14 protein-coding genes and 1 pseudogene are annotated in these 16,240 nt (G+C 62.6%); 5 read left to right on the top strand and 10 right to left on the bottom strand.

Features of this window, described 5'->3' with window-relative positions:
- Position 1: 1 nt before the first annotated feature.
- From ACHMXK_RS17015 to ACHMXK_RS16995, 5 genes are all read right to left on the bottom strand, one after another.
- Complete coding sequence (locus ACHMXK_RS17015) at positions 2-1,021, bottom strand: class 1 fructose-bisphosphatase (protein WP_397441713.1); 1,020 nt, start codon at positions 1,019-1,021, stop codon at positions 2-4.
- A 95-nt stretch (positions 1,022-1,116) separates the two neighbouring features.
- A complete protein-coding gene (gene pepN, locus ACHMXK_RS17010) occupies positions 1,117-3,801 on the bottom strand; it encodes an aminopeptidase N (protein WP_397441712.1) in 2,685 nt (894 codons plus the stop codon).
- Positions 3,802-3,843: 42 nt separating this feature from the next.
- A protein-coding gene (gene prfB, locus ACHMXK_RS17005; protein ID WP_397441711.1) for a peptide chain release factor 2 occupies positions 3,844-4,948 on the bottom strand; the annotation gives its coding sequence in 2 pieces (ribosomal slippage) (positions 3,844-4,866 and positions 4,868-4,948; 1,104 coding nt in all).
- Positions 4,949-5,006: 58 nt separating this feature from the next.
- Positions 5,007-6,029, bottom strand: coding sequence for a glycerophosphodiester phosphodiesterase (locus ACHMXK_RS17000; protein ID WP_397441710.1), 1,023 nt, complete (start codon positions 6,027-6,029; stop codon positions 5,007-5,009).
- A 57-nt stretch (positions 6,030-6,086) separates the two neighbouring features.
- The gene (locus ACHMXK_RS16995) at positions 6,087-7,001 is read right to left on the bottom strand and encodes an alpha/beta fold hydrolase (protein WP_397441709.1); all 915 of its coding nucleotides are present in this window, start codon (positions 6,999-7,001) and stop codon (positions 6,087-6,089) included.
- A gap of 25 nt (positions 7,002-7,026) precedes the next feature.
- Here ACHMXK_RS16995 and ACHMXK_RS16990 point away from each other — a divergent pair, with 25 nt between their 5' ends.
- The gene (locus tag ACHMXK_RS16990) at positions 7,027-8,805 is read left to right on the top strand and encodes an acyl-CoA synthetase (protein WP_397441708.1); all 1,779 of its coding nucleotides are present in this window, start codon (positions 7,027-7,029) and stop codon (positions 8,803-8,805) included.
- Positions 8,806-8,939: 134 nt separating this feature from the next.
- Here the strand turns inward: ACHMXK_RS16990 and ACHMXK_RS16985 are convergent, their stop codons facing one another.
- On the bottom strand, positions 8,940-9,599 hold the full coding sequence (locus ACHMXK_RS16985) for an OmpA family protein (RefSeq protein WP_397441707.1): 660 nt from the start codon (positions 9,597-9,599) through the stop codon (positions 8,940-8,942).
- A 212-nt stretch (positions 9,600-9,811) separates the two neighbouring features.
- On the opposite strand from ACHMXK_RS16985, the gene ACHMXK_RS16980 reads away from it, so the two are divergent.
- The 3 genes from ACHMXK_RS16980 (at position 9,812) to plsY (ending at position 12,127) form a co-directional block, all read left to right on the top strand.
- Complete coding sequence (locus ACHMXK_RS16980; RefSeq protein ID WP_397441706.1) at positions 9,812-10,873, top strand: aldo/keto reductase; 1,062 nt, start codon at positions 9,812-9,814, stop codon at positions 10,871-10,873.
- 103 nt (positions 10,874-10,976) lie between these two features.
- A complete protein-coding gene (locus ACHMXK_RS16975) occupies positions 10,977-11,468 on the top strand; it encodes an aminoacyl-tRNA deacylase (RefSeq protein ID WP_397441705.1) in 492 nt (163 codons plus the stop codon).
- A 23-nt stretch (positions 11,469-11,491) separates the two neighbouring features.
- Entirely contained in the window at positions 11,492-12,127 is a 636-nt protein-coding gene (gene plsY, locus ACHMXK_RS16970; RefSeq protein WP_397441704.1) for a glycerol-3-phosphate 1-O-acyltransferase PlsY, read from the top strand.
- Between the two features lie 12 nt (positions 12,128-12,139).
- On the opposite strand, the gene ACHMXK_RS16965 is transcribed toward plsY, so the two are convergent.
- Positions 12,140-12,817, bottom strand: a complete 678-nt coding sequence (locus tag ACHMXK_RS16965) for a TIGR02281 family clan AA aspartic protease (protein ID WP_397441703.1) — start codon at positions 12,815-12,817, stop codon at positions 12,140-12,142.
- A gap of 4 nt (positions 12,818-12,821) precedes the next feature.
- Positions 12,822-13,307 carry a YajQ family cyclic di-GMP-binding protein gene (locus tag ACHMXK_RS16960; protein ID WP_397441702.1) on the bottom strand — a complete coding sequence of 162 codons (486 nt, stop codon included), beginning with the start codon at positions 13,305-13,307 and terminating at the stop codon, positions 12,822-12,824.
- A gap of 44 nt (positions 13,308-13,351) precedes the next feature.
- Between ACHMXK_RS16960 and murB the strand changes: the two genes are divergently transcribed.
- Positions 13,352-14,404: a UDP-N-acetylmuramate dehydrogenase gene (gene murB / locus ACHMXK_RS16955; protein ID WP_397441701.1), complete on the top strand. Its 1,053-nt coding sequence runs from the start codon at positions 13,352-13,354 to the stop codon at positions 14,402-14,404.
- A gap of 106 nt (positions 14,405-14,510) precedes the next feature.
- On the opposite strand, the pseudogene argG reads toward murB, so the two are convergent.
- Both argG and ACHMXK_RS16945 read right to left on the bottom strand, forming a co-directional pair.
- Positions 14,511-15,850 (bottom strand): annotated as a pseudogene (gene argG / locus ACHMXK_RS16950) (argininosuccinate synthase).
- 16 nt (positions 15,851-15,866) lie between these two features.
- Positions 15,867-16,184, bottom strand: a complete 318-nt coding sequence (locus ACHMXK_RS16945) for a pyrimidine/purine nucleoside phosphorylase (RefSeq protein ID WP_397441700.1) — start codon at positions 16,182-16,184, stop codon at positions 15,867-15,869.
- Positions 16,185-16,240 lie beyond the last annotated feature (56 nt).

Here is a 16,240-nt window from a genome sequence, read left to right as displayed (position 1 = left end):
ATTATAGCCCGGCCGGTTTTCCGGCGTGGTAGGCGGTCACGCGTTCCACTTCGTTTTTGGAGCCCAGGATCACGCTGACACGTTCGTGCAGCTTGGCGGGCTGCAGGTCCAGGATGCGCTGTTTGCCGTTGGTGGCGGCACCGCCAGCTTGCTCGATCAGCCAGCTCATGGGGTTGGCTTCGTACATCAGGCGCAGCTTGCCGGCTTTTTCCGGCTCGCGTTTGTCCCAGGGGTACATGAAGACGCCGCCGCGCGTCAGGATGCGGTGTACGTCGGCCACCATGGAGGCGATCCAGCGCATGTTGAAGTCCTTGCCGCGCGGGCCTTCCTTGCCCTGCAGGCATTCGTCGATGTAGCGTTTGACCGGCTCGTCCCAATGCCGCATGTTGCTCATGTTGATGGCGAACTCCTTGGTGTCCACCGGGATCTGCACGTTTTCTTCGGTCAGCACAAACGAGCCCTGCTCGCGGTCCAGTGTGAACATGGCCACGCCGTCGCCCACCGTCAGTACCAGGGTGGTCTGCGGGCCGTAGACGCAATAACCGGCCGCAACCTGTTTGTTGCCGGCCTGCAGGAAGTCTTTTTCTTCCACGGCGGCACTGCCCTCGGGCTTTTTAAGCACGCTGAAGATGGTGCCAATGCTGACATTGACATCGATATTGCTGGAGCCATCCAGGGGATCAAACAGCAGCAGGTATTCGCCTTGCGGGTAGCGATTGGGCACCAGGTAGATGCTGTCCATTTCTTCCGAGGCCATGGCAGCCAGGTGGCCACCCCATTCGTTGGCTTCGATCAGCACCTCGTTGGCGATGATGTCGAGTTTTTTCTGGACTTCGCCCTGCACGTTCTCGCTGCCGGCGGTGCCCAGCACGCCGCCCAGCGCGCCTTTGTTGACGGCCTGGCTGATGCTTTTGCAGGCGCGCGCAACGATTTCAAGCAGCAGGCGCAGCTCGGGCGGGATGTGGCCAGCCTGGCGCTGTTGCTCGACCAGATAGCGGGTCAAGGATATTTTTTGAGACATCGCGGTTTCCTTAGGTTGTCATCCCGGACTTGATCCGGGATCCAGGTTGGTGTGCCGGCATGGATTGCGGGACTGGCCCGCAATGACATGCCATGTTAGTCAGATAAGGCGCGTGACACCACCTCGTGGGTGTCCTTGCTCAAATCGGCTTTGGCGGCGACACGGGCAATCGCCTCACGCGCCGCGCTGCGGTAGGGTTCGGCCAGCTTGCTCCAGCGGTCCAGCGCACGTGCCAGGCGCGCCGCCACTTGCGGGTTGATGGCGTCGAGTTCGATCACGCGGTCGCTCCAGAACACATAACCGGCCGCATCGGCACGGTGGAAGGCCGCCGGGTTGCCCTGGCAAAACGTGCTGACGACGCTGCGCGCGCGGTTGGGGTTGCGCAGGCTGAAGTCGGCATGTTTCATCAGTTGTTTGACCGCCGGCAGGATGTTGCCGCCGCGGTCCGGCGCGCTGGCCTGCAGGCTGAACCATTTGTCGATCACCAGCGCCTCGTCCTTAAACATCGCGTGGAAGCGGGTCAGGGCTTCGGCCGCCAGGGTGTGGCCGCTGGCCACCAGCGCCAGCAGGGCGTTGAAACGGTCGGTCATGTTGCCGGCGTCCTTGAAACACTGGTAGGTTTTGCCGGGCCAGACCGCATCTCCGCTGGCGACGGCGGCCAGGCAGAGCTGGCTCAAGGCCATACCGGCCAGGGCACGCCGGCCGGACGAGCGTGGGTCGGGCGTGTAAGCGCCGTTGTCGTGGCTGGCTTCCCAGACGGCGGCCCAGTCGCTGCAAAGCGCCGTGGCCAGTTGCTGGCGCATGGCTTCGCGTACCGCATGGATGCGTTGCGGGTCCACCACGTCGAGCTGCTCGGCGATATAGGTTTCCGAGGGCAGGGTCAGCACCAGTTCCTTGAAGGCGGCATCCAGCGTGGGATGGCACAACACGCTGCGCATGGCTTCAATATAGGCATCATTCAGGGGTGTAGCCCCCACCGGGTAAGCGGAAGCAGCTATTGATTTGATCGCGCTTCGCACGGCCAGGCGTTGCCCGGCTTCCCAGCGGTTGAAGGGGTCGCTGTCGTGGGCCAGCAGGTGCAGCAACTGGGTATCGCTGTAGTCAAACTCCAGCACCACAGGCGCGCTGAAACCGCGCAGGATGGACGGCACCGGCTCGGCATCGACATTGATGAAGTGCAGCGTTTCGCTGGCCTCGGTCAACACAAAGGTGCGCGGCGCGGCCACGGCCGCGGCTTCGCCGGCCAGTTGCAGTGGCAGGTCGACGCCGTCGGCACCCAGCAAGCCCAGGCCGACCGGAATCACAAAGGGCTCTTTGGCGGTCTGGCCGGCGGTCGGTGCGCAGCTTTGCGCCAAGGTGAGGGTGTAGCTGCGCGCGGCGGCGTCGTACACGCCCTGGGCATGCACGCGCGGCGTGCCGGCCTGGCTGTACCAGCGTTTGAACTGCGGCAGCAGGCGGGCCAGATCGGACGCCGGATTCGCGTCGGCAATGGCTTGCGCAAAGTCGTCGCAGGTCACGGCTTGGCCGTCATGGCGCTCGAAATAAAGCGTCATGCCCTTGGCGAAACCGTCGCGGCCCACCAGGGTCTGCATCATGCGCACAACTTCAGCGCCTTTTTCGTAAATCGTGACGGTGTAGAAGTTGCTGATCTCGATGTAGCTGTCGGGCCGCACCGGGTGCGCCATCGGGCCGGCGTCTTCGGGGAATTGCGCGGTGCGCAGGACACGCACGTCTTCAATACGTTTGACGGCGCGGGCCGAAGCTTCGCCACACAGGTCTTGTGAAAATTCCTGGTCGCGGAAGACGGTCAGGCCTTCTTTCAGGCTGAGCTGGAACCAGTCGCGGCAGGTGACGCGGTTGCCGGTCCAGTTGTGGAAGTACTCGTGGCCGACCACACTTTCGATGTTGGAATAATCGGTGTCGGTCGCGGTGGCCTGGTTCGCCAACACATATTTGGTGTTGAAGATGTTCAGACCCTTGTTTTCCATGGCGCCCATGTTGAAGTCGCTGGTGGCAACAATCATGAAACGTTCCAGGTCCAGCGAGAGGCCGAAGCGGGCTTCGTCCCAGGCGACCGAATGCATCAGCGAGTTCATCGCGTGTTCGGTTTTGTCCAGGTCGCCGGGGCGCACATACACCTGCAGCAAATGGTCCTTGCCGGCACGGGATGTGATGCGTTGCTCTCTAGAGACCAACTGGCCGGCCACCAACGCAAACAGGTAGGCCGGTTTTTTGTGCGGGTCCACCCACTTGGCGAAATGGCGGCCTTCGGGCAGCGCGCCTTGTTCGACCAGGTTGCCATTGGACAGCAGCACCGGGTACTTGGCCTTGTCGGCACGCAAGGTCACCGTGTAGCTGGCCATCACGTCGGGCCGGTCCAGGAAGTAGGTGATGCGGCGGAAGCCTTCGGCTTCACATTGCGTGAAGAAGGAGTCGTTGCTGACGTACAAACCCATCAGCTTGGTGTTTTTTGCCGGCGCGCAGGTGGTGAAAATCTCCAGCTCGAAGGTATCGGGCAGGTTGTCCAGCACCAGCTTGTCGCCTTCCATGCGGAAGGACGTGCCCTGGCCGTTGACCAGCACACGCGCGAGGTTGAGTTCCTCGCCGTCCAGCTTCAGCGGCTGCTGCGGCACCGCGGCATTGCGGCGCAGCGTCATTTTGTTGAGCACGCGCGTTTTTGCCGGGTCCAGGTCCACACACAGATCGACGGTGTCTATCCAGTAGGCGGGGGCGATGTAGTCGGCGCGGTTGATCACAGCGGCTTGGCCTTCACGCATCATGGCGGTTTCCTAAAAAATGAATGGTCATGGTGCGCAGGGCCATCACACGCCCTGCTTCAGGGAAGCTTCGATGAACTGATCGAGGTCGCCGTCCAGCACTTTTTGCGTGGCCGAGGTTTCGTAGTTGGTGCGCAAATCCTTGATACGGCTGTTGTCCAGCACGTAACTGCGAATCTGGTGGCCCCAGCCCACGTCGGTCTTGGTGTCTTCCAGCTTTTGCTGGGCTTCCTGCTGTTTGCGCAACTCGAAGTCGTACAGGCGCGAGCGCAGGCGTTTCCAGGCCACGTCGCGGTTGCCGTGTTGCGAACGACCGTCCTGGCACTGCACCACAATGCCGGTCGGGATGTGCGTCAGGCGCACGGCCGAGTCGGTCTTGTTGATGTGCTGGCCGCCGGCGCCGCTGGCGCGGAAGGTGTCGGTGCGCACGTCCGACGGGTTGATGTCGATCTCGATCGAATCGTCCACCTCGGGGTAGACAAACACCGAGGCAAACGAGGTGTGGCGCCCGCCGGAGGAGTCAAACGGCGACTTGCGCACCAGGCGGTGCACGCCGGTTTCGGTGCGTAACAGGCCAAAGGCGTATTCGCCCTCGATCTTGATGGTCGCGCCCTTGATGCCGGCGGTGTCACCCGCGGTTTCGTCTTCGATCGTGGTCTTGAAACCCTTGCGCTCGGCGTATTTGAGGTACTGGCGCAGCAACATGCTGGCCCAGTCGCAGGCTTCGGTGCCACCGGCGCCGGCCTGGATGTCCAGAAAACAGTTGAGCGGGTCGGCCGGGTTGTTGAACATCCGGCGGAATTCCATTTTTTCGACTTCGACGGCCACCTGGGCGGCTTCGTCCTCGATGGCGGCCATGCCGGCGTCGTCGCCGTCGGCCTTGGACATCTCGAACAGCTCGGTGTTGTCGGCCAGCTCGGACGTCAGGCGGTCAATGACGTGCACCACGTCTTCCAGCGATTTTTTTTCTTTGCCGAGTTCCTGCGCGCGTTTCGGGTTGTCCCAGACCTTCGGGTCTTCGAGTGCGGCGTTGACTTCGCTTAATTTACGTTCTTTGGCAGGGTAGTCAAAGATACCCCCGGAGCTCGTTGACACGATTGCTCAGGTCTGCGAGTTGGTTGCCGATGATGTTGATGCGTTCTGCGTCCATGAGAAAGTCCTGTCGTGATCTTGAGTTCAATCCGCTATTTTCTCATGCTCCAGACTTGTCAGGGCTTGATGGGCGCAGGCAGCGGCATCTGGCGTTGCCGCATCACGTCCCGCAGGCGGTCCGGGTAGTCGGTGATCAGTCCGTCCACGCCCCAGCCGATCAGGCGGATCATGTCCTCAGGCGGGTTGATGGTCCAGGGGATGACCTTCAGGCCCAGGGCCTGGGCCTGCTTGACCAGCGCCTCGGTCAGCGCGCCGCCATTGGGGGACCAGACCGCGCCGCCGGCGGCCTTGACCATGGCCGGCACGCTGGCATGGTCGGCGATGTTCAGGCCCGCCGTCCAGGCGCCGCTGCGGATGGTGTCGTTGTTCTGCGTCTGCACGCTCAGGTAGACGGTGGGAATGGACGGCTCCCGCTGCTGCACCAGCCGCAGCGTGCGCCAGTCGAAGCTCTGGATGCTGACCCGCCGCTGCAGGCCGGCCGCGCGTATGGTCTGGAGCAAGGCTTCGGTCAGCAGCTCGGGGCTGGCCGTGTCGTCGGGCCGTTCGGGGTTGATCTTGGTTTCGATGTTGAAGCGCACCTGGTCGGCGCCCAGTTGTTTCACGCGCTCGAACAGCGCGGCCAAGGTCGGGATGTGTGTGCCGTCCACCGGCTGCTGGCTGGCGAAAGTGCGGGCATACGCCGTGCCGGGCTGGATGCGGCCGACGTCATAGGCCTGCAGCTGCGCCAGTGTCAGCGAGCGGAGCAGCGGCCCCTTGTCGCCTGCCAGCCACTGGCCGGCGGCGTCGCGCGTGATCAGCGGGTTGAGGTAGGGGTCGTGCGAGACTACCAGCACACCGTCCGCCGTCAGGCCCACATCGAGCTCCAGCGTGCTGACGCCTAGGGCCAGGGCGCGCTCGAAGGCGGGCAGGGTGTTTTCCGGTGCCAGACCACGTGCGCCGCGGTGGCCCTGCAGGTCGAAGGCCTGCGCGACTGGTGCCGCCGCCGTCAGGCTTGCAAGCAAAATCAGGCGCCAGCCCTTTCGCAGCGGGCACAAGAAGCTATCAAAAAAGGAGCGCGTGGCGGAAGGCTTTCTGGGCATGGCGGGTCCTGATCAGCGTGTGGGATGCCGGCATTTTGCACCTTGCCTGGGCGCGGGTCAGCCCAGGAAACCTTCCAGTAGCCGGGCCAGTTGCGCCGGCTGGTCGTGGTGCAGCATGTGGCCGGCGTCCTGGATGACGGCGGTGCTGACTTGTGGCACGGACTGCAGGCGTTCATGGTACTGGGCCAGCGTGTATTTGCCCTGCCACCACTTGCCCAGGGAGTCGTCCGAGGCCTCCACCGCCAGCGTGGGCGCGCTGATGCGCTGGTAAATCGCCAGCACTTCGTCGATGCGGTAGATGTTGGCGTTGGTGACCTTGTGCGCCGGGTCGCCCTGGATATGCCACTGGCCTTGCGCATCCGGCCTGGCCCAGTGCTGGGCCAGCCAGTCGGCCTTGTCCTGGGACAGCCGGCTGTTGGTGCGCATCAGGCGCCGGGCGACACCTTCCGCGTCCGTATAAGGTTTGAGCGCGAGTTCGCCCTTGTGCAGGGTTTTCAGCTCGTCCATCCATTTGGCGTAACGCGTGGGCGCCAGGCTGGGCTGGGTCGCCGGCATGCCAAAACCCTCCAGGTTGACCAGTTTGCGTATACGTTCCGGCCGCACACCGCTGTACAACATGGCCACGTTGCCGCCCATGCTGTGGCCGACCAGGTCGATTTGCTGACCGGGCGCATAGTGATCGAGCAGGAAATCCAGGTCGGCCAGGTAGTCGGGAAACCAGAAGTTGTCGGCGCCGCCGCTGCCGGTCTCGCCATAACCGCGCCAATCGGGCGCAATGATGCTGCGGCCCAACACAAAAGCATCGGCCAAGGCATCAACCACAAACTGGTAGGACGCGGCCACGTCCATCCAGCCGTGGACCAGCACCAGCGGCGGCAGGCTGCTGTGGGCTTCACCCCAATGACGGACGTGGTAGTTGATGCCGCGAATAGGGACAAACTCGCTACGGGAGGAACGCTTTTCTTTGTACATTGTGCAAATCATAAGGAGAGCCGGATTGAAGCGCAGTCAAAACAGGGACAAGCCCCAGCATCCAACCGGCGGCCGGGGCCTGCCCGATACCTACGCCGCTTTGCACCAGGGCCTTCGCTGGCAGGTGGACGATGACTTCAACATCGCCGAGGTCTGCTGCGGCCGCTGGGCCAGGCAAGCCGCGTCAGTCGCTCCCAAAAGAATAGCTATCCGCGCCCATCAGCCGGGGGCTGGAGGGACTTTTTATACTTACTCTGAGCTGCAGCAGGCGGCTGACGCGCTGAGCCACGTGTTGGCCGGCCTGGGCGTGAAACGCGGCGACCGTGTGGCCATCGTGATGCCGCAGCGTTTTGAAACCGCCGTCGCCTACATGGCGGTGTTCCAGATGGGCGCGGTCGCCATGCCGCTGTCCATGTTGTTTGGCCCCGAGGCGCTGGCCTACCGGCTGCAGGACAGCGAGGCGGTCGTCGCGATCTGCGACGAAAGTTCTATCGCCAGCGTGAACGCCATACGGGCCGACTGCCCGGCCTTGCGCACGGTGATCGCCGCCGGCACGGCGACGGGGCAGGGCGATGTGGACTACGCGGCCGCGTTGGCCGCACAGCAGCGCGTATTCACGGCCGTCAAAACCAAAGCCGACGAGGCGGCCATCCTGATCTACACCAGCGGCACCACCGGCCCGCCCAAAGGGGCGCTGCTGCCGCATCGCGCGCTGATCGGCAATCTGCCGGGTTTTGTCTGCAGTCAGAACTGGTTCGGTTTTGACGGCAAGACCAATGCAAAATCCGACGCGGTGTTCTGGTCGCCGGCCGACTGGGCCTGGACCGGCGGGCTGATGGATGCGCTGCTGCCCACGCTTTATTTTGGTCGGCCCATCGTGGCTTTCAATGGCCGCTTCAGCCCCGAGCTGGCGTTTGAGCTGATGGCGCAGCATGGCGTGACACATACCTTTTTGTTCCCGACCGCGCTCAAGGCCATGATGAAAGCTTGTCCCGAGCCGCGCCAGCAGTTCAGGCTCAAGTTGAAAGCCATCATGAGTGCGGGTGAAGCGGTGGGGGATGCGGTGTTTGCCTACTGCCGCGACCAACTGGGCGTGGTGGTCAACGAAATGTTTGGCCAGACCGAGGTCAACTACATCGTCGGCAACTGTTCCGCGCGCTGGCCTGCGCGGCCGGGCAGCATGGGTAAGGCGTATCCGGGCCACCGCGTGGCGGTGATTGATGACGAAGGCCGTGAATGCGCCGTGGGTGTGCCCGGTGACGTGGCGGTGAACCGATTCGATGTCCATGGCGACCCCGACCCCATCTTTTTCCTCGGCTACTGGAAAAAGGACGAGGCCACACGCGCCAAGTTCACCGGCGACTGGTGCCGCACCGGCGATCTGGCCACGCGTGATGCCGACGGCTACCTCTGGTACGAGGGTCGGGCCGACGATATTTTCAAGGCCGCCGGTTACCGTATCGGTCCGGGTGAAATCGAAAACTGCCTGGTCAAACATCCGGCCGTGGCGAACGCGGCGGTGGTGCCCAAACCCGACCGCGAACGCGGCGCCGTGGTCAAGGCCTATGTGGTGCTCACTCCTGATTTGATAGCTGCTCGCGTTCAGCTAGAAGGGGCTGGAGGTCAATTCGACATCAAGCTTATCGCGGAGCTGCAAGCCCATGTGAAAACGCTGCTCGCGCCTTACGAGTACCCCAAGGAGATCGAATTTATTGATGCCTTGCCCATGACCACCACCGGCAAGGTGCAGCGCCGTGTGCTCAGGCTGCAGGAAGAGGCACGTTTCCGCGAGCGGGAGGCCTAATAAAAAAAGCACTCGAAAGAGTGCTTTTTTTTGTCTTCGCCAGCAGGGGCCGCAGATCCGGCTTTGCCGGTCTGCAAGCGCCGTCCCCGGAGGGGAAAGGGCGCTACACGCAGTGAGCGCCAATAGGGGGAGCCTTACCTCGCAGCCGCCTGCACGGGTTCGGCCACATAAATTTCCACGCGACGGTTTTTGCTGCGGCCCTGGGCGGTGCTGTTATCGGCCACCGGCTCGCGCGCACCGCGGCCCTCGGTCATGATGCGGTTGCTGGCGACACCCCGGGAGATCAGGTAGTTGCGGGTGCTGTTGGCGCGGTCCATCGACAGCGGGTTGTTGATGGCGTCGCTGCCGGTGCTGTCGGTGTGGCCGATGATGGTCACGGTGGTCACCGGGTTCTGGTTCAAGCTGGTGGCGAAATGAGTCAGGATGGGTGCGAAGCTGCCGCTGATATCCGAACGCCCGGTGGCAAACGAGATGTCGGAGGGGATGTCAAGTTTGAGGCGGTTGTCGGCGGTCTGGCTAACGGCGACGCCGGTGCCGGCGGTGGCTTGTTCCATCGCGGCCTTCTGGTCCTGCATTTTCTTGGACCAGAGGTAGCCGCCGCCCGCACCCGCCGCACCGCCCAGCACCGCGCCCGTGGCCGCGCCTTTGGAGCCGCCTGTGGCCGCGCCTATCACGGCGCCCGCAATGGCCCCAATGCCGGCGCCTTTGGCCGTGCCTTGCTGGGTTTCGCTCATGTTGGCGCAGCCGCTCAGGAAGAGGGCGGCGCAGGTCAGGGTGGTGAGGGCTAGTTTCATGAAGGGCTCCTGGGGTTTTTGAGTTGGACGGGCTGGATTAGAGCTTGTCTGTGGGAATGGTAGATGGCGAAAAAGTGTTTATTTGTAAGCCAAATGCCCGAGATGCTGCCCGCCGGCACCGAGGTCCGGCCCCCAGTCCCCCTTAAACTAAGAGTCTCGATGGGGGCGTGCTCCCCGCTTCACCCTTTTCCCATGTTTGGCATTGAATTTTCATGAACAAAGTACAACTCGGCAGCAGCGACCTGCAGGTCACCCCTATTTGCCTGGGCACCATGACCTTTGGTGAACAGGTCAACGAAGCCACGGCGCATGCGATTCTGGACCGCTCGCTGGCGCGCGGGGTCAATTTCCTGGACACGGCCGAGATGTATTCGGTGCCGGCACGTGCTGAAACCTTTGGCGCGACGGAAACCATCATTGGCAACTGGCTGGCAAAAACCCCCGGTGCGCGCCAGCAACTGGTGCTGGCCACCAAGGTGGCCGGCCCCTCGCGCGGCATGCCCTGGGTGCGCGAAGGCAGCGGCATGACGGCCCAGGACATCGTCAACTCCTGCGAGGCCAGCTTGAAACGCCTGCAGACCGAAACGATTGACCTGTATCAGATCCATTGGCCCGAGCGCCATGTGCCAGCCTTCGGCGCGCTGTATTACGACCCGGCCAAGGAAAAGTCGGCAACCTCCATCCACGCGCAACTCGAAGCCCTGGGCGGTCTGGTCAAGGCAGGCAAGGTGCGTGCCATTGGCCTGTCCAACGAAACACCTTATGGCGTGCACGAGTTTGTACGCCTGGCCGAGCAGCATGGCTTGCCACGTGTGGCCACGGTGCAAAACCCCTATTGCCTGATCAACCGCACGGTGGAAAACGGCCTGGATGAAACCATGCACCGTCTGGGTGTCTCGTTGCTGGCCTATTCGCCGCTGGGTTTTGGCCTGCTGACCGGCAAGTACGATGCGTCCGGCACCGAAGGCCCGGCTGCGCCCCAGGAAGGACGTATCGCCAAGTTCGCCTCTATGCGCCAGCAGCGCTGGGGCCGGGCCGAAGCGCTGGCCGCCGCGCGTCGCTACAACGCGCTGGCGCGCACCCACGGCCTGACGCCCACACAACTGGCACTGGCTTTTTGCTACACCAAGTGGCAGGTCGCCAGCACCATCATCGGCGTGACCTCGGTGGCGCAACTCGACGAAAACCTCGATGCCTGGGGCACCACGCTGTCGTCCGAGTTGCTGGCCGCGGTGGATGCGATTCGTTGGGAACTGCGCGACCCGGCGCTGTGAATATGGTTTCCCCCCGAAGCGCCTTTGGCGCCTCCCCCCAGGGGGCGCCACCTGCGGCCCGGCAAAGCCGGTTCCGCGCTGGCACTTGAACGGAAGCACCGCAGTGAGCAAAAAAGACCACGTGTCGGAGACGCCGGCGACACAATTGTTGAAGGCGCACCAGGTGGCCTTCACCGAACATCCTTACGAGTACCTGGAACACGGTGGGGCGCAGCACAGCGCGGCGGTGCTCGGTTTTGACCCGTTCAGCGTGGTCAAGACCCTGGTGATGCAGGACCAGGACGCCAAACCGTTGCTGGTGCTGATGCACGGCAACCGCAAGGTGTCGACCAAAAACCTGGCGCGCCAGATCGGTGCGAAATCGGTGGAGCCGTGCAAGCCCGAGGTGGCCAACCGGCACAGCGGTTACCTGGTCGGCGGCACCTCGCCCTTCGGCACCCGCAAAACCATGCCGGTGTATATCGAGGAAAGTATCCTGGCCCTGCCTAAAATCGCCATCAATGGTGGCCGGCGTGGTTACCTTGTGGGCATTGACCCGCAGGTCTGCTTGCAACTGCTGGGTGCCAAACCGGTCAGCTGTGCGCTGATCGACTAAAACTAAAAATACTGGAGAAGCCCATGAACTACGTGTATCCCTTCCTCGCCGTGCTGGCCGCCTACCTGATTGGTTCGTTGTCGTTCGCCGTCATTGTCAGCAAACTCATGGGTCTGAACGATCCGCGCAGCTATGGCAGCAAGAATCCCGGCGCGACCAATGTGCTGCGCTCCGGCAACAAGGCGGCGGCGGTCCTCACCTTGGTGCTCGATGCCCTCAAGGGCTGGCTGCCGATGGCGCTGGTCACCTGGTTCGGCAGGGACTATGGGCTGGGGGACGGCACGCTGGCCGCCGTGGGCCTGGCGGCCTTCATCGGGCATTTGTACCCGGTGTTTTTCCGGTTCCAGGGCGGCAAGGGCGTGGCGACGGCCGCCGGTGTGTTGTTCGGCGTGCATTGGGTGCTGGGGCTGGCGACGTTGGCCACCTGGGTCATCGTGGCTTATTTTTCGCGTTACTCGTCGCTGGCGGCCCTGGCCAGCGCGATTTTTGCGCCGTTTTATTACCTGATTGGTGACCGGGCCTTCTGGTATGTCGACAAAACCATGGCGCTGACCCTGGTGGTGATGAGTGCTTTTTTGATTTACCGGCACCGCGAAAACATCAACAAGCTGCTCAAGGGCAAGGAATCCCGGCTGGGCGGCGGGCCCAAGAAGGGTTGAGCGGGGCGCGGCCTAATAACGCTTGATCAGCGTCATCTGGTCGTTTTCTCTGAGCATCTGGAAACGTGTCAAAAAGCTGTTGCCCAGCAACATGAAAGGCATGTCGCGCGCGGCTACCACGGCGTCCACGTTGAAGACTTCGACATCGCCGACACGCACAGACGCCAGCGAGGTGCGCCAACCGATCACCACGCCGTTGGCCGTGCTCAGTTGGACACGCTGGCCGGATTTGTAGTCCACGCCCATGCGTTCGGCGTCGGCCACCGTCATGGAGATGGCGGTGGCGCCGGTGTCGACCAGGAATTGCGCGGCCTTGCCGTTGATCTGGCCCTGGGTCATGAAATGCCCGCCGCTGCCGGCCATGAGCACGATTTTGTTGCCTTGTCCGGCCTGGGCACCCGCGCCGCCGCCTGCGCCCACACTCACGGGGGCGTCGCCGACACGCAGCGTATGGCGTCTGCCTGAGAGTTCGAGGACCGCCTGATCGCCAGTGGTAGACACCACCTTGACACCTTGATGGGTTTCACCGGCGGCCACCGACTTGGGCGCGCCGCCGTTGACCACCAGCAGCGCCTTGCTGCCCAACATGCCGGCCAAAGCCACGCTTTGGGCGTGCGCCGACGGGAGGATGACCGCAACTGCCATGCCCAACAGTGATGCGAACATCCAGCGGGCAGGCAGCCTGGCCATGGGCTCAGTCCCTGAAGTTGTCGAAACTCAGCGGCAGATCGCTGATTTCCGCGCGGATCAAGGCCATGGCCGCTTGCAGATCGTCGCGCTTGGCGCCGCTGATACGGACCTTGCCTTCCTGGATGGCGGCCTGCACCTTCATCTTGTTGCCCTTGATGAGTTGCTGGATCTTCTTGGCCTGCTCGGTTTCTATGCCGTCGCGCACCTTGGTGATCTGTTTGACCTTGTCGCCGCCTATTTTTTCAACCTTGCCGATGTCGAGAAAACGCACATCCACGCCGGCCTTGGTCAGCTTGTTGCGCAGGATGTCATGGATCTGGTCGATCTGGAAGTCACCGTCGCCGATCAGCGTGATGTCCTTGTCTTTCAGCTCAATTGAGGCAGCGGTACCCTTGAAGTCAAAACGGGTGCCGATTTCCTTGGCGGAATTTTCGACGGCGTTTTTGACCTTGACCATGTCGGTCTCGAGGACGGTATCAAAAGAAGGCATGAGCTTAAATCTTTGCTAGAAAAGAGGAGTGAGACAATCCCCGGATGTTAGTCGAGAAAAACGTTCCCCTCCAGCTTTCCAACACCTTTGGCATCATGGCCAAGGCCCTGACCCTGGTGCGCATCACCAGCGAACAGGACGTCGCCGACGTGCTGGCCGACCCGGCCCTGCAGGCCGCCCCCAAGTTTGTGCTGGGCGGCGGCAGCAACATCGTGATCACCGGCGACGTCAAATCGGTGGTGCTCAAGGTCGAGCTCAAGGGCAAAAAGCTGGTCGGCGAAACCGCCAAAGCCTGGATTGTCGAGGCCGGCGCCGGCGAAACCTGGCACGACATCGTGAGCTGGACCCTGCAAATGGGTTACCCGGGGCTGGAAAACCTGGCTCTGATCCCCGGCACCGTGGGCGGCGCGCCGGTGCAAAACATAGGTGCTTACGGGGTCGAGCTGCAAGACCGCTTTGAATCGCTGGACGCGGTGGATCTGACGACCGGGCAAAGCTTCACCCTGGATGCCGCGCAATGTGCGTTTGGCTACCGCGATTCGGTGTTCAAACACAGCAGCACCGGTGCCAACGGTTTTGGTCTGGCCGGTAAGGCCTTGATCACCCGTGTGCGTTTTGCCCTGCCGAAAGCCTGGAAAGCCGTGCTGGGTTATGCCGATCTTGAGAAAAAGATGACCCAGACCGCGTGTACCGAGCCTGACGCGCTACAAATTTATGAGTGGATTTGCGAGATTCGCAAGGCCAAGCTGCCCGACCCGCAAGTCATAGGCAATGCCGGCAGCTTTTTCAAGAACCCCACGGTCTCACCCGAGCAATGCGCCGACATCATCCAGCGTGAGCCCAAAATTGTGCATTACCAATTGGCCGACGGCTCGGTCAAACTCGCCGCCGGCTGGCTCATAGACGCCTGCGGCTGGAAGGGCAAAAGCATAGGCAACGCCGGTGTGTACGAGCGGCAGGCGCTGGTGCTGGTCAACCGCGGCGGCCGTGACAACCCGGTGACGGGCGGCGAGGTGATGACCCTGGCCAAGGCGATCCAGACCAGTGTGTACGAGCGTTTCGGCATCCTGCTGGAGCCGGAGCCGGTGGTGGTGTGAGCCCCTGAAAGCCCCGCGCCCATGAAAAAGCCACCTCGGGGTGGCTTCTTTTTTGATAGCTGCCAGCGCTTATTGCATAAGGGCTGGCGGCCTATTTGGCTTGAAATTACGACTTGTCGTCGCTGCCCAGCTGGGCCAGCGCCGCATTGCCGCCCAGCGACAGCAGGCCGGCCTTGGCGTAAATGCCCAGCTTGGCGCGTGTATCCACGATGTCCAGGTTGCGCATGGTCAGCTGGCCGATGCGGTCCAGCGGCGAGAATGGCGCGTCTTCGACCTTTTCCATCGACAGGCGCTCAGGGTGGTAGGTCAGGTTGGGCGACTCGGTGTTGAGCAGCGAGTAGTCGTTGCCGCGGCGCAGCTCCAGCGTGACGGTGCCGGTGACGGCGCGTGCCACCCAACGCTGGGCGGTTTCGCGCAGCATGATGGCCTGCGGGTCGAACCAGCGGCCCTGATAGAGCAGGCGGCCCAATTTCAGGCCATTCATGCGGTACTGCTCGATGGTGTCTTCGTTGTGGATGCCGGTCACCAGGCGTTCGTAGGCGATGTGCAGCAGCGCCAGGCCGGGGGCTTCGTAGATGCCGCGGCTCTTGGCTTCGATGATGCGGTTTTCGATCTGGTCGCTCATGCCCAGGCCGTGGCGGCCGCCAATGCGGTTGGCTTCCAGGATCAGTGCCACCGGGTCGCTGAACTCGACGCCGTTCAGCGCCACGGGCTGGCCTTCTTCAAAACGCACCGAGACTTCCTCGGCCTTGACGGCGACTTCTTCCTTCCAGAACGCCACGCCCATGATGGGGTTGACGATGCGGATGCCGCTGTTCAGGAACTCCAGGTCTTTCGCCTCGTGCGTGGCGCCCAGCATGTTGGAGTCGGTCGAGTAGGCTTTCTCGGCGCTCATCTTGTAGCCAAAGCCATGCTGCGTCATGAAGGCCGACATTTCGGCGCGGCCGCCCAGCTCGTCGATGAACAGCTGATCCAGCCAGGGCTTGTAGATCTTGAGCGCGGGGTTGGTCAGCAGGCCGTAGCGGTAAAAGCGCTCGATGTCGTTGCCCTTGAAGGTCGAGCCGTCGCCCCAGATGTGGACGTCGTCTTCCTTCATCGCGGCCACCAGCATGGTGCCGGTGACGGCACGGCCCAGCGGCGTGGTGTTGAAGTAGGTGATGCCGCCGGTGCTGATGTGGAAGGCGCCGGCCTGCAGCGCGGCAATGCCTTCGTTGGCCAACTGCGTGCGGCAGTCGATCAGGCGGGCTTTTCAGCGCCGTATTCCATCGCCTTGCGCGGAATTTCGTCGTAGTCGGGCTCGTCGGGCTGGCCCAGGTTGGCGGTGTAGGCGTAGGGCGTGGCGCCCTTGAGTTTCATCCAGTGCAGGGCTGCGCTGGTATCAAGACCGCCGGAAAAGGCGATGCCGACTTTTTGGCCGATGGGAAGGTTCTGGAGAATGGTGCTCATGGCGGGTGTCCTGGAATCAACCGAAGTGGCAGATGTAGTGGTAGGCCTGTTCGACCCGGATGTCGAAGCTGGAGTTGCCCGGCACGCTGAATTTTTCACCGGGTGTCGACTTGACCCAGGCATCGCTGCCGGCGAGTTTGTACTCGCAGGCGCCGGCCACACATTCCATGATCTCGGGTGCACCGGTGTTGAAGGTCAGCGTCGCGGGCAGCACCACACCAACGGATTTTTTGGTGCCATCAGCCAGGGTGATGCCGTGGCTCACACATTTGCCGTCGAAATACACATTGGCTTGGGTGGTGACGCTGATGTTGGCGATTTGTTCGGTAGTCATGAAAGGTTTGAAAAAAATCAAAAAAGCGCCGGGCTGATGGCGGGTGGGTGCGAAAC

This window comes from Polaromonas sp. UC242_47 (genome assembly GCF_044452385.1).
GTDB lineage: Bacteria > Pseudomonadota > Gammaproteobacteria > Burkholderiales > Burkholderiaceae_C > Polaromonas.
This window is presented reverse-complemented; position numbering and strand designations above follow the sequence as displayed.

Coding starts and splice junctions, on each gene's coding strand:
- plsY (WP_397441704.1), top strand. CDS start 11,492: ATGAACTACGTGTATCCCTTCCTCGCCGTGCTGGCCGCCTACCTGATT.
- ACHMXK_RS16980 (WP_397441706.1), top strand. CDS start 9,812: ATGAACAAAGTACAACTCGGCAGCAGCGACCTGCAGGTCACCCCTATT.
- pepN (WP_397441712.1), bottom strand. CDS start 3,801: ATGATGCGTGAAGGCCAAGCCGCTGTGATCAACCGCGCCGACTACATC.
- ACHMXK_RS17015 (WP_397441713.1), bottom strand. CDS start 1,021: ATGTCTCAAAAAATATCCTTGACCCGCTATCTGGTCGAGCAACAGCGC.
- ACHMXK_RS16965 (WP_397441703.1), bottom strand. CDS start 12,817: ATGGCCAGGCTGCCTGCCCGCTGGATGTTCGCATCACTGTTGGGCATG.
- murB (WP_397441701.1), top strand. CDS start 13,352: ATGTTAGTCGAGAAAAACGTTCCCCTCCAGCTTTCCAACACCTTTGGC.
- ACHMXK_RS16945 (WP_397441700.1), bottom strand. CDS start 16,184: ATGACTACCGAACAAATCGCCAACATCAGCGTCACCACCCAAGCCAAT.
- ACHMXK_RS16995 (WP_397441709.1), bottom strand. CDS start 7,001: ATGTACAAAGAAAAGCGTTCCTCCCGTAGCGAGTTTGTCCCTATTCGC.
- ACHMXK_RS16985 (WP_397441707.1), bottom strand. CDS start 9,599: ATGAAACTAGCCCTCACCACCCTGACCTGCGCCGCCCTCTTCCTGAGC.
- ACHMXK_RS17000 (WP_397441710.1), bottom strand. CDS start 6,029: ATGCCCAGAAAGCCTTCCGCCACGCGCTCCTTTTTTGATAGCTTCTTG.
- ACHMXK_RS16960 (WP_397441702.1), bottom strand. CDS start 13,307: ATGCCTTCTTTTGATACCGTCCTCGAGACCGACATGGTCAAGGTCAAA.